The organism is Campylobacter sp. DY7, assembly GCF_057802535.1.
Genome location: NZ_JBYJAU010000017.1, coordinates 16,204 through 30,454, shown reverse-complemented (window position 1 = coordinate 30,454; position 14,251 = coordinate 16,204). Strand labels below are relative to the sequence as shown.

13 protein-coding genes are annotated in these 14,251 nt (G+C 28.1%); 8 read left to right on the top strand and 5 right to left on the bottom strand.

Features of this window, described 5'->3' with window-relative positions; all coding sequences use genetic code 11:
* The first annotated feature begins 265 nt into the window (after window positions 1-265).
* Window positions 266-2,749, top strand: coding sequence for a TonB-dependent receptor (locus AC1B00_RS08585; RefSeq protein WP_488849288.1), 2,484 nt, complete (start codon window positions 266-268; stop codon window positions 2,747-2,749).
* Between the two features lie 1,069 nt (window positions 2,750-3,818).
* Here AC1B00_RS08585 and AC1B00_RS08580 read toward each other — a convergent pair.
* Window positions 3,819-4,898 carry a cytochrome-c peroxidase gene (locus AC1B00_RS08580; RefSeq protein WP_336612080.1) on the bottom strand — a complete coding sequence of 360 codons (1,080 nt, stop codon included), beginning with the start codon at window positions 4,896-4,898 and terminating at the stop codon, window positions 3,819-3,821.
* A gap of 92 nt (window positions 4,899-4,990) precedes the next feature.
* On the opposite strand from AC1B00_RS08580, the gene AC1B00_RS08575 reads away from it, so the two are divergent.
* The 6 genes from AC1B00_RS08575 to AC1B00_RS08550 all read left to right on the top strand — a co-directional run bounded on the left by AC1B00_RS08575 (window position 4,991) and on the right by AC1B00_RS08550 (window position 10,291).
* On the top strand, window positions 4,991-5,725 hold the full coding sequence (locus tag AC1B00_RS08575; RefSeq protein ID WP_488849287.1) for a tetratricopeptide repeat protein: 735 nt from the start codon (window positions 4,991-4,993) through the stop codon (window positions 5,723-5,725).
* The gene (locus tag AC1B00_RS08570) at window positions 5,722-6,324 is read left to right on the top strand and encodes a hypothetical protein (protein WP_488849286.1); all 603 of its coding nucleotides are present in this window, start codon (window positions 5,722-5,724) and stop codon (window positions 6,322-6,324) included. The genes AC1B00_RS08575 and AC1B00_RS08570 overlap by 4 nt, the downstream gene beginning before the upstream one ends.
* Window positions 6,325-6,388: 64 nt before the next feature.
* Window positions 6,389-8,848, top strand: coding sequence for a TonB-dependent receptor (locus tag AC1B00_RS08565; protein ID WP_488849285.1), 2,460 nt, complete (start codon window positions 6,389-6,391; stop codon window positions 8,846-8,848).
* Window positions 8,848-9,273, top strand: coding sequence for a MotA/TolQ/ExbB proton channel family protein (locus tag AC1B00_RS08560; RefSeq protein ID WP_488849284.1), 426 nt, complete (start codon window positions 8,848-8,850; stop codon window positions 9,271-9,273). The genes AC1B00_RS08565 and AC1B00_RS08560 overlap by 1 nt, the downstream gene beginning before the upstream one ends.
* Entirely contained in the window at window positions 9,270-9,629 is a 360-nt protein-coding gene (locus tag AC1B00_RS08555) for an ExbD/TolR family protein (protein WP_488849283.1), read from the top strand. Before AC1B00_RS08560 ends, AC1B00_RS08555 begins: the two co-directional genes overlap by 4 nt.
* On the top strand, window positions 9,629-10,291 hold the full coding sequence (locus AC1B00_RS08550; protein WP_488849281.1) for an energy transducer TonB: 663 nt from the start codon (window positions 9,629-9,631) through the stop codon (window positions 10,289-10,291). Before AC1B00_RS08555 ends, AC1B00_RS08550 begins: the two co-directional genes overlap by 1 nt.
* Here AC1B00_RS08550 and AC1B00_RS08545 read toward each other — a convergent pair whose 3' ends face one another.
* The 4 genes from AC1B00_RS08545 to glyQ all read right to left on the bottom strand — a co-directional run bounded on the left by AC1B00_RS08545 (window position 10,292) and on the right by glyQ (window position 13,795).
* Window positions 10,292-10,597 (bottom strand): YdhR family protein, encoded by a 306-nt coding sequence (locus tag AC1B00_RS08545; RefSeq protein WP_488849279.1) that lies wholly within the window; start codon window positions 10,595-10,597, stop codon window positions 10,292-10,294. It abuts the gene before it with no gap.
* A gap of 85 nt (window positions 10,598-10,682) precedes the next feature.
* Window positions 10,683-12,038: a CitMHS family transporter gene (locus tag AC1B00_RS08540; protein WP_239817530.1), complete on the bottom strand. Its 1,356-nt coding sequence runs from the start codon at window positions 12,036-12,038 to the stop codon at window positions 10,683-10,685.
* A 159-nt stretch (window positions 12,039-12,197) separates the two neighbouring features.
* Window positions 12,198-12,785 (bottom strand): NAD(P)H-dependent oxidoreductase, encoded by a 588-nt coding sequence (locus tag AC1B00_RS08535; RefSeq protein ID WP_488849278.1) that lies wholly within the window; start codon window positions 12,783-12,785, stop codon window positions 12,198-12,200.
* 161 nt (window positions 12,786-12,946) lie between these two features.
* Window positions 12,947-13,795 (bottom strand): glycine--tRNA ligase subunit alpha, encoded by an 849-nt coding sequence (glyQ, locus tag AC1B00_RS08530; protein ID WP_239817532.1) that lies wholly within the window; start codon window positions 13,793-13,795, stop codon window positions 12,947-12,949.
* Window positions 13,796-13,889: 94 nt separating this feature from the next.
* On the opposite strand from glyQ, the gene AC1B00_RS08525 reads away from it, so the two are divergent.
* A complete protein-coding gene (locus tag AC1B00_RS08525) occupies window positions 13,890-14,204 on the top strand; it encodes an SEL1-like repeat protein (protein WP_488849276.1) in 315 nt (104 codons plus the stop codon).
* Window positions 14,205-14,251: the final 47 nt, after the last annotated feature.

Genomic DNA, 14,251 nt, shown 5'->3' with positions numbered 1-14,251 from the left:
TTATATAAACAATCCTAACTTGTTTTTAAATACTTAATTCCTAATTCAAATTCTTTGAAAATTTCTTGGAATTTGAATTAGGAATTAAGTATTTATATTATCTATTATCGACCTTAAGATTACTTTTAATTAAACTAAAACCTGATTAAAAGAGTAGTAATAATAAGTATTTAACATAAAAATAATTATTTATATTATTTTAATAATAAATATTAATTTCATTTTAAGTTAATTTAGTAATAATTCTCAATTTTAAGGAGAATAAATGAAAAGAAAATTATCTTTAATTGCTATTGTTTCATTAGTATATGCAAACGAGATTGATATAGGTGAAATTGATGTAAATAAGCCTATGTATGAAGTTAATGGGGGGGGGTATTCAAAATATTCAAGTTTTAAAGAATATAATTTCAGTGATACAGAGCCAAATAAAAGAATAGATGAAAGTATCAAGCAAAACTCAAATATTAATTTAAATATGGGGGATAATATTTCTACAAACAAAGCAGAAATCAGCCCAAAAGACTTTAGTATAAATGCAGCGCCGTTTTATCAAAACGCATTTTTAGTAAATGGAATGAGCTTTGATAATGCAATTGATCCAGCAGGTAATCAAAATATAAACGCCTCATCACTTTGGAGAGCGCCTGTTATGGGAGCTCAAGGTAGCGTAATTAATACAAATATTTTAAAAAGTTTAAAGATTTTAGATAGCAATATCAGTGCAAAATACGGCAATTTTGAAGGCGGTGTAATTGATACTAAGCTAAAAGATCCTACGAAAAAATTCGGTGCTAGAATATCTACAAGCTATACGGATGGTAATCTTAATAAAATCATAATAGATGAAGAAAATAGAGCTGATTATGAAACAAGTCGTGGCAAAAACCTAAATAATAATTTTGTAAAACAAAATCAAAATATTTATTTAGAAAGTCGTTTTAGCGATGATTATGGGATTTTGTTTGATTACTCAAGGACAACTTCAACGATAAAAATGCCAACAAAAAGAGAAGTTTTAGCACAAGGATATTTTTATCCTAATCAAAGCAGAAGAAATGAAAACTTTTTATTAAAAGGCTTTATCGCTTTAGATAATCATATAATTAGGCCTAGCGTTATTTATGCTCCTAGCGTTTATAAAGGCTTTTTAGAAGGAGTTATTGATTCTAATTTAGAGGCTAAATTTGGCGGGATAATTTCTAGCGTTGAGCTTTTTAGTGAATTTGATGGCTTTAATATCACTCAAAATTTAGGCTATAGCATTCAAGATAGTGCAAGGTATTTTGATAAAAATATGAAATTTGGCTTTTTTACAAACGAGGTTGCAAACTGGGGAACAAGTACTTTTTCTATGAAAGGTGGATATGGCGATATTAAAGAGCGAACGAAAGAATTAAATTATAAGCTTGATTTAGAAAGCGATGTAAAAGAGTTTAAAAATACAGAACATACTTTTTATACAGGACTTGAACTAAGTCATAAAAAAGCTAGCTATGAAACCTTAAAACATTTAGCAGAATATTATAATCCTACTATTTTACCTGCTGGCGTGGTTTGTAAAGATGGCGATGTGTTTTGCTTAATGGGTGATGTAGTAGATAGAAAAGGAAACACAGGAGCAGGGCAGTATCTAACAAGAGCAACTTTTACTCCGGAATTTAAAACAGGAATTAGCGCAACTAATTTTGATTTATATTTAGAAGATGATATTAAATATAAAAGATTTAATCTAAGATTAGGTGCAAGGGGAAGTTATGATGGCATTATTAAAAAGTTTAATGTAGCTCCTAGAATTACAAGTGAGTTTGATTTATTAGGCGATGAAAGCAACTTCTTTGGAGCTGGATATAATAGGTATTATGGTAAGAATTTCTTCGCATATAAGCTATATGATAATATTTATTCTTATACGCAGTTTTTAAGTAGAACCGATTATAGTGAAGAGTTTAAGCAAACTGGCGGTAAGAAGAATATGTATAATTTTAATGAGTTAAAACGCTCATTTAATGATGAGTTTAGCGTATTTTATAGGGGCGAGTTTAAAAACACAAAGCTTAGTTTAAAATACTTAAAAAGATTAGGAAAAAATCAAGTAGTTTTAAGCGATAAGGAAACTTTAGGCTTAGCTGATATTGATGATGAAAACTTATCAAAAAATTATAAAGTTTATACTAATTTAGGCACTTCAAAAGCTGATATTATAAGCCTTGATATTGCAAATGCAAAAAGTATTGAAATCTTTAATACCTTAAATGATTTTAGTTTAAGCGCAAGTTATACAAAGAAAAAATCAGATTTTAAAGACTATAGAAGCGATGAGTGGGATAGAAATAATCAAGTTAAATACAATGGCGAAATAATCGCTCAAAAAGACCTTCCGATAATTGATTATTACGATAAATACAAAATCACTTTTTTATATAATTTAAACATTCCTGATTATGGTTTAGGAATTGCAAATTTATTTACATTTACGCCTAGCAAGAAGGCTTTAATTTCTAATTACAATAGAGCCGAACGCATAAGAGAGTATGAGCTAATTAAGTTAAACGATCACTTTACTTGGGATATGAATATTGCTTATAAATACAAGATGAAAAAAGATGTTGAGTTTTTTGCGAATGTAAATATTGAAAACTTATTAAATACAAAAAACAAAATAAACGCAAGCAAAAAAGACGATAAGCTAATATATGATTATGCAAGCGGAAGAAGTATAATGCTAGAAGTTGGATTAAATTATTAATCTTTTTATTCCTATTTTTAAGTTTAAAAATAGGAATAATTTTTCTTAAACTACTTGAAATTCCTATTTTAAATTCTTTTGATTTTGTGCTTAAATTTTGTGGAATTTAAAATAGGAAATTGAATGCTGCAAGGCTTATTTTTAGGCTTAGCATTTACCCTATTTTTAGATTAAAATTAGCTTAATAGTTAGAAAATTTGCTTGATTTTATGAATTTAGCTTTGCATTTGCGAATTTTAAGCTTTGGCTAAGATTTAAAATGTCTATTTTATAGAGATTTTAGAACTTAAAAAATTCTTAAAAATAGAAAATGCTAAACATATCAAAAATTTTTATGGAAAAATAGAGCTTTAAGCTATGAAATTTCATTTTTGCTTAGCATTTGCTACTTTTTTAATAATTTTTTATTTTAAATGCTTATTAGATAATATTAATCATTGTTTTTTATAATCATTTTTTTTATTAAATCTTTTTAACAAAAGTATGGAAAAATTAAGGGTTAGAAAGACACTTCCCCGCTTTAGGGGATTGAAACTTAATAGGTTCAAGCTCTAGCTTATCAGCCTTATGTTAGAAAGACATTTCCCCGCTTTAGGGGATTGAAACAACTTAGCATAGAAATGGTTTAGGAATCTATTATGGGTTAGAAAGACATTTCCCCGCTTTAGGGGATTGAAACTCAATCGCTAATTTATAATGAAAAAGCGATGCGTTTGGTTAGAAAGACACTTCCCCGCCTTAGGGGATTGAAAGAATCTTATTTGATTGTTATGGTTATAAAAATTATGAAATTATTTATGCAATCAATTTAGCTAAATCACTCGCACTATAAAAACTACTTTGATAAAGCGCTAACAAAACTAAAATAATAAAATTATTAATAAATAACTAGCTTTGATTAATTCGTTTGAAGTTAAAAAATCCAAATTTATATCATTAAAATAATTTAATTTCCGAATTTAAATTCCTTTGAAAAAGCTTTGAAATCACATTGAATTATTGGAATTTGAAATAGGATTTTAAAAATTGAAATTCCTATTTTAAATTCTAAAATAGGAATTAATTAAGTTTAATAATCAAGTTTAGGGCGAATTGTCTCATCACTTGAAGGTGGAAGCTCTGGATAAACTATCTGTGGTAGTTTGCCACTAAGTGATTTTAAAAAGCTTATGATATTTTTAATTTCTTGCTCGCTTAGTTCAATTCCAAGCTGAATTCTTCCCATAGATTCAACCGCTTCAGTTAGGCTCCAAATACTGCCATTATGAAAATAAGGAGCCGTTCTTGCTACATTTCTTAAGGTAGGAACTTTTACTCTATTGTTTTCGTTTCCGTTAAAATCTCCGTAATTTACATATTGATACCTAACAAAGCCAAAACCCCTAAAAGCTCCGCCAACATTTATCCCATAATGACATAAAACACAACCTTTATTAATAAATGTTCTAAGCCCTTGTTTTTCATCAAAACTTAAAGCATTTACATCGCCTTCTAAAAACTCATCATATCTTGAAGGGGTGATTAAAGTTCGTTCAAATATACCGATAGTTGCTGCAATTAAGTCAAAATCAATATTAATATCATTTGAAAAAGCGTCTTTAAACTCATTTACATATTCAGGAATGCTTTTGATTTTTTCTACTACGATTTGGCTATCTTCTGCCATTTCAACATCAGCTTGAATAGGTCCTTTTGCTTGTTCTTTTAGATGATTTGCTCTTCCGTCCCAAAATTGATTAGGATTAAACACTGCATTATAAACGCTTGGAGCGTTTAGATGGTGCGGGTTTGCTTGCCATTTGTGTCCTGTGCTTGCAGCTACGCCATCAACTCCACCTAAACCTAAATTATGACAAGTATTGCACGATATTAGCCCACTTCTTGAAAGTCTTGGGTCAAAATAAAGCTTTTTGCCTAATTCAATTCTTTTTGTTGTAGTTGGATATATTTCATAATCAGGGCTTGTATTTTTAATTAACTCTTCAAGCTCATAAGCATTGCTAGGGATTGCTTTTAGTCTTATTTTTTTAGCATAAGCAATTAGTGTTTTATCATCTACATTAAAAATATCTTCTCTAATTTGTCTAAAACTAAGCTCATTAGAGATTGCAAAACTAAATGCAAGTCCTAAAAATATTAATTTTTTCATACAAGCTCCTTTTAATAATTTTTATAATGATATTAATAATTATTTAATAATATTAAATAATAATAATTATAATCAAGAAAAAAGGAAAGATTATGAAAAAGCTTTTTATTTTGTTTTTTTGTGTTTATGCAATAGCTAGTGATTTAGCTATTAAGTGTAAAGAAAATGATTATTTATCTTGCACAAATCTAGCAATTAGCTTAATAAATAGTGATATTAAAAGGGCTAAAAAATTATTAGCACTATCTTGTGAAGAAGATGTTGCCTTAGCTTGTCATCGCTTAAGTATGATTTATTTTAATACTGCTATGAAAAATACACAATTAGCAAAAGAATTAGCAAATAAAGCTTGTGATTTAGGCTATTTACAAAGTTGTCATAATCTAGGAAATATTTATAAATACTCTTTAGCTGATACTAAACAAGATTTTTTTAAAGTGATAAATTATTATGAGAAAAATTGTGATAAAAAATATGCAAACTCTTGCTATGAACTTGCAAATTTATATCAATATTATTTACCTATAAATGATGATTATGTTTTGCTAAATCATAGTAAAGCTTGTGATTTAGAGTTTGCCTCATCTTGCTATCAGATAGGCTATTTTGCGTATTTTAAAAAATATAATTTAGATGATTTAGAACTTGCTTTAAAATACTTTTTAAAAGCTTGCGAACTAAACCAAAACCTAGCTTGTATGATGAGTGCAAATATTTATGAAAAGCAAAACAATATAGAAAATGCTTTGAAATTTTATAAAAAAGCTTGCGATTTAAGAAGTTTTACATCTTGCAATAATTACGAAAGAATTAAGGATAAGAAATGAAAAAATTATTATTAATATCAAGTTTTTTTATTAGTTTAAGTGCTTATGATTTTGGCTTGAAGATAAATGAGTTTAATACTAGCGAAGTTGATAGTTATTTTAATTATGAATATGGAAAAAGTAGACCTTACACATGCAATCTTCGCTCATCATTCTTGCCAAATACAAAAAAAGGCGAGATTTTTAAGAAAATGTTCGGCGATAAAAAAGCTTATAAAAGTCTTAGAAGTCTAGCTTGTAATATTGATGAAAATAATTATTTTTTATGGCTTATTTTTAAAGATGATATTTTAAAGCAAATAAAATACGAACTTAGTAAAGATTACGAAGAGTTAAAACAAACTTTATCATTTAAATACGAGCTAATCAAAGCAAATAAGGTAAATCTTGATGATTATTACATAAGCGATTATGATGAATTTGAAATAGGAATTAACACTAAATGCAGTGCTAAATATTGCAGAGATTTTAGTATTTTTAAGGTTAGCGATGAGATTGAGCTTATACTAATTAATGCAAATTTTAACAATCTTAAAAAATTAAGCATAATAATTAGAGCAAAAGATTTAAAAGAGCTTTATGATAAAAATAAATTTTAATTTAAAGTGATTTTAATTTTCATTATATTACAATCTAAGAATAATTATTAATTTTGGAGATTTTATGAAGAAAGTTTTTTTATGCTCTATTATTTGTTCTTGTGCTTTAGCAGAAATTAATGTTGGCAGTATTGATGTAACGGGGGGGGGTGCTAACTTGATTAATAATCAAAAAAGCACTATTTATTCAAGTGAATTTTTAAAAAGCTTTGCAAGTAGCAATAAAGACATAAGCTCTATTTTAAAATATAATCCAAATGTAAGCTTTGATGTAAGCAATCATTCAAGCTTTAATGGTGCAAATATTGTGCCTGATAAAATAAGTATAAATGGAAGCCTTTTTTATCAAAATAATTTTACTCTTGATGGAATAAGCATTACAAACGATATTGATCCAGCGGGTTCAAGTACTGCATTAGATGATAAAGGGCAGTTTGAAACACCATCTCAAGGCGTATTTTTAAATACTAATATTCTTGATAGTGTAGAAGTATTTGATAGTTTTATCCCTGCTAAATACGGCGAATTTACAGGTGGGGTTGTTGATAGCAAGAGCAAAAATCCTAGCAAGGATTTAAGTTCTTATGTTAATTTTGGTTTTACTTCTAGTAATTTAACTAAGACTTTATATCCTGATTGCGATGAAAATGATGCAGCTTGTCTTGCTAGAATAACAACTTATGAAAATGATTTAAGCAATACAAGTTCAAAAAAATGGAAAAAATACAATACAAATTTTGGATTTTCAAATACTTTTAATGAAAAATTTGGAGTTTTGTTTGATTTTTCAGACTTAAGAAGTGTTATTACAAAGCCTAGCAAAGCACTTGATGAGAATTCTTATGATATTAAAAATATAAGCCAAAACTTTTTATTAAAATTTAATTATATTGCAGATAATGGAATAATTCTAACTCCAAGCATAATTTATGCACCTAGCAAACAAGAATACAATACAAGCGATAATTTAAACGGACATTACTCAATTACTCAAAAAAATATCGTATCAAAAATCAATTTATTTTATGAAAACGATAATTATGCAATAGATTCAAACTTATCTTATTCTAAATTAAATTATAATAGAGATTCTGATACTAGCATTATGCAAATTTGGAAGAGTTCAAATATAAATAATTGGAGCAATTCTACCATAGCAAGAGTTGGCTCAACCACTGCTGTTGATAGATTGCAAGATAATTTAAGCTTAGATTTTGATTTTAAATATTATTTAAATAATCATACTTTAAATTCAGGTTTTATTCTTAGCAATACAAAAGTAAATCATCAAATTGATGAAAATGGTGCAATTTATGCAGTTCCTAAGGCTTTAAGTGGTGAGTGTTTGGCAAATGATATTGCGTGTTTAAAAGATGATTCTTTTAATAATACAGGGCAATTCTTGTCAAGTTTGATTAAATATGATGGAACAAAACATGTAGTAAAATCAAATAATCTTGCATTTTATTTAGAAGATGAGTTTAGCTTAAATGATTTTACTTTAAGATTTGGTGCTAGAGCAAATTATGATGATTTGTATAAGAATTTTAATCTTGCTCCTAGAATTAAAGCTGGTTATGAGTTTAATGAAAATAGTAGTGTTAGTTTAGGTTATGCAAGATATTATGGAAGAATGCCTTATGCTTATGTTTTAAACTCGCTCATTTCTTCATCAAATCAAACTTATACAAGAACAACAGCTCAAGAAGAATGGAGCTTAAAAGCTGATTTTAAAAGCCCTAAAATGAGCCAAAATAAATTAAAAACTCCTTATGATGATGAGATTGCGTTTTTGTATCATCAAAAATTTTCTAATATTAATTACGATTTTAAATATGTTTTTAGAAATTCAAAAGATTTAATAATGACAGCTAAATCAAAAAGATTAGGCATAATTGAAAGCGATGGAATAGAAAAAACATATTATGCAAATATAGGAAAATCAAAAAATCATAATTTTAATTTAAGTATTAGTAATGCAAATGAAATAGATATTTTTGGTGTTAAAAATAATTTCGCTTTAATAGCAAATTATGCTATTCATAAAAAGAATATGCAAGATTATACAACAGACCTTTATAGCTTACTTGATAGCAATACAAGACCTGATAAAAACGGAAGAAGCTATGATAAAGAAAATATTATGTGGGATGGAAAAGTCATAAAAATAGAAGATAAACCAAATTTAAGCTTTGCTAAACCTTGGGCTATTAGACTTGCTACAACGCATAATTTTAATAATTTTACAATATCAAATTTTATTCACTATGAAGCTGGATATGATTATGAAAGAGCTTATGATTTTATAGTAAATGATACTACTAAATTAAAAGCTTATGAGATAGCTCATCAAAACTCTAGCATTTTATATGATTTAAAACTTAAATATGAAAATAAAATCAAAAAAGTAAATTATTACGCAAGTATTGATATAGGAAATGTTTTTAATACAAAAAGAGCGAATAACGAATATTCTATGATGCAAGGAAGATCATTTTATTTTGAAGTAGGAGCTAAGTTTTAATGCCAAATTTAATGCTAGAAAATGAAGTAGATTTTATAGTTTTTATTATCTTAGGTGTGATGAATGCTTTATGTATTGCAGTTTTGATTGAAAGAATTGTATTTTATTGTTTTTTTAAATATGAAAAATACAAAAGTTTAGAAGAATTTGAAATAGGAATTAGCAAAAACCTAACAATTCTTTCAATCATAGCCCAAAATGCCCCTTATATAGGGCTATTAGGAACTGTTTTTGGCATAATGATGGGCTTTAATAATATTGATGATACCCAAAAGATAATAAGTGCATTAAGTGGTGCTTTAAAAGCTACTGCGGGCGGGCTTGTTGTTGCAATACTTGCTCTAGTAATATTTAATATTTTTGATAGATGCAATGCAAAGCTAATTGTAAAATACAAAAAATTAAATAATCTTGTTACAAAATGAATAAACCTAGCTTAAACATAATCCCGCTAATTGATGTAATGCTAGTAATTATCATAATCTCACTTAGCGTGCAAAGTTTTGTAAAATACAAAGCAATTGATGTAACTCCACCGCTTAGTAAAAGCGAACAAAATGCTAAAACAGACGCGAATGTTTTAGCAATTTCAAAGGAATTTGAATTAAGAATAAACGATGAAATAGTAAGTTTAGATGATTTAGTAAGCAAGATTAATAAAGATGAGAAATTAAACATAATTTGTGATGAAGAATTATATTTTAAAGATTTTATAAAAGTAATTTATGAATTAAAAAATAATAATTTTAATAATTACACAATACTTACAAGGCTTAAATAATGAGAATAATTGTAATTTCTGTTTTGATATTTTTAGCTCAAGTTTTTGCAGTTTCTATAATACATGTAAAAGATGAAAGCAAATTAAAAAATCAAACAAGCATAAGCTTAAGTGCTAGTAATTTTAGCTTTATACAAGATGAGCAAATAATAGAAGAAAAAGTTGAAGAAATTAAAGCCGAAACAAAACAAGAGATTAAAGAAGGTATAAAGAAAAAAATCAAACCTAAAGAAGAATTAAAAAAACAAAGTGAAATAAAAAAAGTAAAACAAGTTATAAAGCATGAAGAAAAGCAAGTTGCTAAGCAAGAAGTTGAGTCTGAAATTAATCAAAATTACGGAGCAAATATTGAAGGCAAAACCAACGCAAATAGTCTAAACAATAATTCAAGCACAGGCTCAAATGATGAAGCTTTGGCTTTACTTATAAACGAGCTTTTAAACAAATATAAAAAATATCCAAAAAGAGCAAAAATACTAAATATTAAAGGCAAAGTAGCGGGTAATTTTATGATAAAAAATGATGAGCTTACTATAAATATCATAGAAAGCTCTCATGAAATGTTTGAAAAACAAACAAAACAAACAATAAGAAAAGTAAAAAACAAAATCCCTAAACAAGCTTATAATACAAGGATTTCTTTTGTAATAAACTATAAATAATTAGTTAAGTTTAAAATTATTTATTAGGCTTAATTCTTCGCAAACATTTAAGATTTCATAAGAAATATTGCTTGCTATTTTGTATTCGCTTAGTCTATTTGAGTGCATTAAAGCGTAATTTTGAGCGTTTTCTTTTGTATCAAACAAATACACCCCACCAGCTCTACTATAATCATCATTAAAAGTCCAAATCTTACTTATAAAGCCAGTTTCTTCATTAATGCTTTTAGCTAAATCAAGGCAAGAGCTAACAAACTCATCACCTTTAGCACCAAAATAATCAAATGTAATTTGTAAAACTACCATAAAAACTCCTTATTTAAAATTATCTTACATATTAGCTTAAAAATAAGCCTATTTCAAATCTTGGAATTTGAAATAGGAATTTAGTTTAAAATAATTGTGGGATTATTCCTGTAAGATAGCCAAAAATTAAGCAAATAAAACTAATGCCCCAAATATAAAAAAATGAGCGTTTTATATGATCTTTAATAGCAACATCAGCAAGACCACAACCAAGTAATGTAGCAGGAACAACAGGGCTAATAAATGTAGCACAATTTCTAGCTAAAACCATAATAATAGCAAGGTTCATTGGGTCTATTCCAAAAGCATTTGTAACGCTTAAAACCACAGGCATAACGCCATAAAAATAAGAATCCGTACAAAAGATTAATGCCATAGGAACAGCTAATAAGCCTATTATTAAAGGTATTAAATTGCCGTATTCATTTGGAATTAAGGTTAGTAAAGATGAGCCCATTTTATTCATAATTCCACTTTTATCAAATACACCGATTAAAATACCTGCTCCTATTAATGTAATATACATCATAATAGCACCACCACTTGCTTTATCCATAACTTTTTTTGCTATTTTTAAATCAGGATAATTTAGCGGCAAGGCAATTGCAAAACCTATCATAAAGCATACATAAGAAGGCAATACATTTATAACTAAAGCAGCAATAACAGCTATTAATAAAAATACATTTACCCAAAAGAATTTATCGTTTTGATATTCGCTTTTTTCAATTTCAAGCTTTATGCCTTCAAGATTTCCACCAGCTCCACGCTTTTTTTCTTGATAGCCTATAAATATCGCTAAAGCAAGTGCTAAAACAAGACCTAAAACCTGCATAGGGATTAGTTGATGCCATAAATCATTTGCATCAGCTTTTATAACAGAAGCAGCTCTAAGAGTTGGACCTCCCCAAGGAAGAACGTTCATAACACCCATAGCACTTGCACAAATTAAAAGAAGAGATGACCTTCTCATATTTAAACGCTCATATATAGGAAGTAATGCAGGAATTACGATAAGAAAAGTAGCTGCCCCACTACCATCAAGATGAACGAACATTGCCATAAGTGAAGTTAGGATTGTAATCATATAAACATTAGGAGTAATCTTACTAAGCAAGAAATTAATTATCCTATTAAAAAACCCACTAGCACTTAAGGTGCTAAAGAAAAGTATTGAGAATACAAACAATGCGGCTGTATTGCTAACGCTTTTTACACCATCAGCGATGAAGCCTTTCATAACTTTAAAGCTTAAAACATCTCCTTTAACCCCTAAAGCCTTGCCAACTCCAAAACCACTAGCATCCATTATCATAAGCAAAGCACCGACAAAAGCACTTACTAAAATAAAAGCAAGAGCAGGTGTGGTTTTGTCTTTTAAAAGAAGCCAAACAATTAGCCCAAGTCCAAAAAATCCGATAAATGATAAAAATAAATCCATTTTTAACCTCCAAAAATATTTGATTTTATCTAAACGGCATATATAAACCAAAAAGCAAGAGATTAGAAGTAAGGATTTGTTACTTTTAGTAACATCTTTTAAAAGTATTAAGAAATTATTAGTTTTTAGATTTATCTAGGATAAATCTAAAATATGAGCTTAAGCTAAATCTTTGAAAGTATTATAAATATGTGCTTTATAATCTTCTTGAAATTTTTTAATATCAGGATTTTTAATCACATCATTACACATAAATGTAGGAAGTCTTTTCATACCTAAAAACTCAAACGATTTATGTAAGTGATAGCATACTTCATCAATATCTCTTCCATCAAAAAATTCACCTTTATCAAATGCACTCTTAGGTAAATTCCAAGTCCAAGAAAGCATATATCTTTTATCAAATGCACTTCCACCTGAGCCGTATTTTTTGCTCTCATCACTTCTAGTTCTTCCATCATTTACATAAAGTCTTCCTTTGCTTTGTGTAAAAACTTCATCTATATATTTTTTAACAGCCCAAGGCTCAGCCATCCACCAGCCAGGTATTTGCCATATCCAGTAGTTTGCATTTGCTAATTTTTCTACTTCTTCTTCTATATCATAGCCATTTGCAATGTTTGTGATTTCTACATTAAAACCAAGATTAATTAAAGTTTCTTTTGCTATTTCGCATAAGCTAGAACCTAGAATACCTTTTGCGTGAAGATAAGGGATTGCTCCGTTTATAATGATAACTTTTTTCATAATTTCTCCTTTTTTTCATTATAGGACTTTTATGATTTACCATTAATTAAGATTGAATTAGGCTTTAAATTCCTAATTCAAATTCTTTGAAAAATCGTGGAATTTGAAATAGGAATTTGATTTTTTTAATTATTGTAATTCCTAATTCAAATTCTTTAAAATTATTTATTTTCTTGGCTTTTTAAATACACGCTTGCACAATCTTTGCTAAGCTCTCTAATTTTTAGCATGAAATCTTGTCTTTGAGCTACGCTAATTGCACCCCTTGCATCAAGGGTATTAAATAAATGAGCACACATTAAGCAATAATCATATGCAGGTAATGAGTAGCCTAAATCAAGCACCGCTCTTGCTTCATTATATGATATATCAAACATTTCTTTAAGTCTTGAAGCATTTGCTAATTCAAAGTTAAACTTAGAATATTCAAACTCACCTTGCTTATGAACATCAGCATAAGTTAATCCACCGCCCCAGTTTATATCATAAACATTATCAATATCTTGAATATACATTGCAAGGCGTTCAAGTCCATAAGTAATCTCAGCACTAATTAAATCGCAAGAAAATCCCCCAACTTGTTGAAAATAAGTAAATTGAGTAACTTCCATACCATCAAGCCATACTTCCCAACCAAGTCCCCAAGCTCCTAAAGATGGGCTTTCCCAGTTATCTTCAATAAATCTTACATCGTGTTTATTTAAATCAATTCCTAAAACTTTTAAGCTATTTAAATATAAATCTTGAATATTCGCTGGACTTGGCTTCATTAGAACTTGAAATTGATAATAAGCACCTAAGCGATTTGGATTTTCTCCGTATCTTCCATCAGTTGGTCGGCGTGATGGAGCAACATAACAAACATTATGTGGTTTAGTGCCAAGTGATTTTAAGAATGTTTGTGGATGAAATGTCCCAGCTCCAGCAGGAAAGTCATAAGGCTGAATTAGAGCACAACCTTGCTCGCACCAATACTTTTGTAAGTTTAAAATAATTTCTGAAAATGTCATTTAAAAGCCTTTAAAATAAATTTTATTTATCATACAAAATTAATATAAATTTATGTTATTTTGCTTATAATTAGCGATTTTTTAAGGAGATTTTATGAAAAAAATTATTTTAATTGCTAGTTCATTATTTTTATTTAGTGCTTGCACGGCTGATAAACAAGAAGGCGAGATTGTAAAAAATAATCTAATCAATTTAGCTCTTCAAACTGCTTTAAATCCTAATTTAAAAGATGAGCAAACAAATTGCATTGCAAACAAAAATGCCAATGCTTGTTTAAATATTGCAAATGTATTGCTACAAGGCACATCAAACGCACAAAATATTCAAGCTGCTAGCTATTATTATCAATTAGCTTGCGCTTTAGGTCTTAGCGTAGGTTGTGATAGCGCAAATAGATTACAAAAATAACTACATATTAGGCTCTTGCCTAATATCTTTTTAATTAAACACATTAT

Coding starts and splice junctions, on each gene's coding strand:
- AC1B00_RS08580 (WP_336612080.1), bottom strand. CDS start 4,898: ATGAAAAAATTAATATTTTTAGGACTTGCATTTAGTTTTGCAATCTCT.
- AC1B00_RS08565 (WP_488849285.1), top strand. CDS start 6,389: ATGAAGAAAGTTTTTTTATGCTCTATTATTTGTTCTTGTGCTTTAGCA.
- glyQ (WP_239817532.1), bottom strand. CDS start 13,795: ATGACATTTTCAGAAATTATTTTAAACTTACAAAAGTATTGGTGCGAG.
- AC1B00_RS08560 (WP_488849284.1), top strand. CDS start 8,848: ATGCCAAATTTAATGCTAGAAAATGAAGTAGATTTTATAGTTTTTATT.
- AC1B00_RS08555 (WP_488849283.1), top strand. CDS start 9,270: ATGAATAAACCTAGCTTAAACATAATCCCGCTAATTGATGTAATGCTA.
- AC1B00_RS08525 (WP_488849276.1), top strand. CDS start 13,890: ATGAAAAAAATTATTTTAATTGCTAGTTCATTATTTTTATTTAGTGCT.
- AC1B00_RS08585 (WP_488849288.1), top strand. CDS start 266: ATGAAAAGAAAATTATCTTTAATTGCTATTGTTTCATTAGTATATGCA.
- AC1B00_RS08575 (WP_488849287.1), top strand. CDS start 4,991: ATGAAAAAGCTTTTTATTTTGTTTTTTTGTGTTTATGCAATAGCTAGT.
- AC1B00_RS08535 (WP_488849278.1), bottom strand. CDS start 12,785: ATGAAAAAAGTTATCATTATAAACGGAGCAATCCCTTATCTTCACGCA.
- AC1B00_RS08545 (WP_488849279.1), bottom strand. CDS start 10,597: ATGGTAGTTTTACAAATTACATTTGATTATTTTGGTGCTAAAGGTGAT.
- AC1B00_RS08540 (WP_239817530.1), bottom strand. CDS start 12,038: ATGGATTTATTTTTATCATTTATCGGATTTTTTGGACTTGGGCTAATT.
- AC1B00_RS08570 (WP_488849286.1), top strand. CDS start 5,722: ATGAAAAAATTATTATTAATATCAAGTTTTTTTATTAGTTTAAGTGCT.
- AC1B00_RS08550 (WP_488849281.1), top strand. CDS start 9,629: ATGAGAATAATTGTAATTTCTGTTTTGATATTTTTAGCTCAAGTTTTT.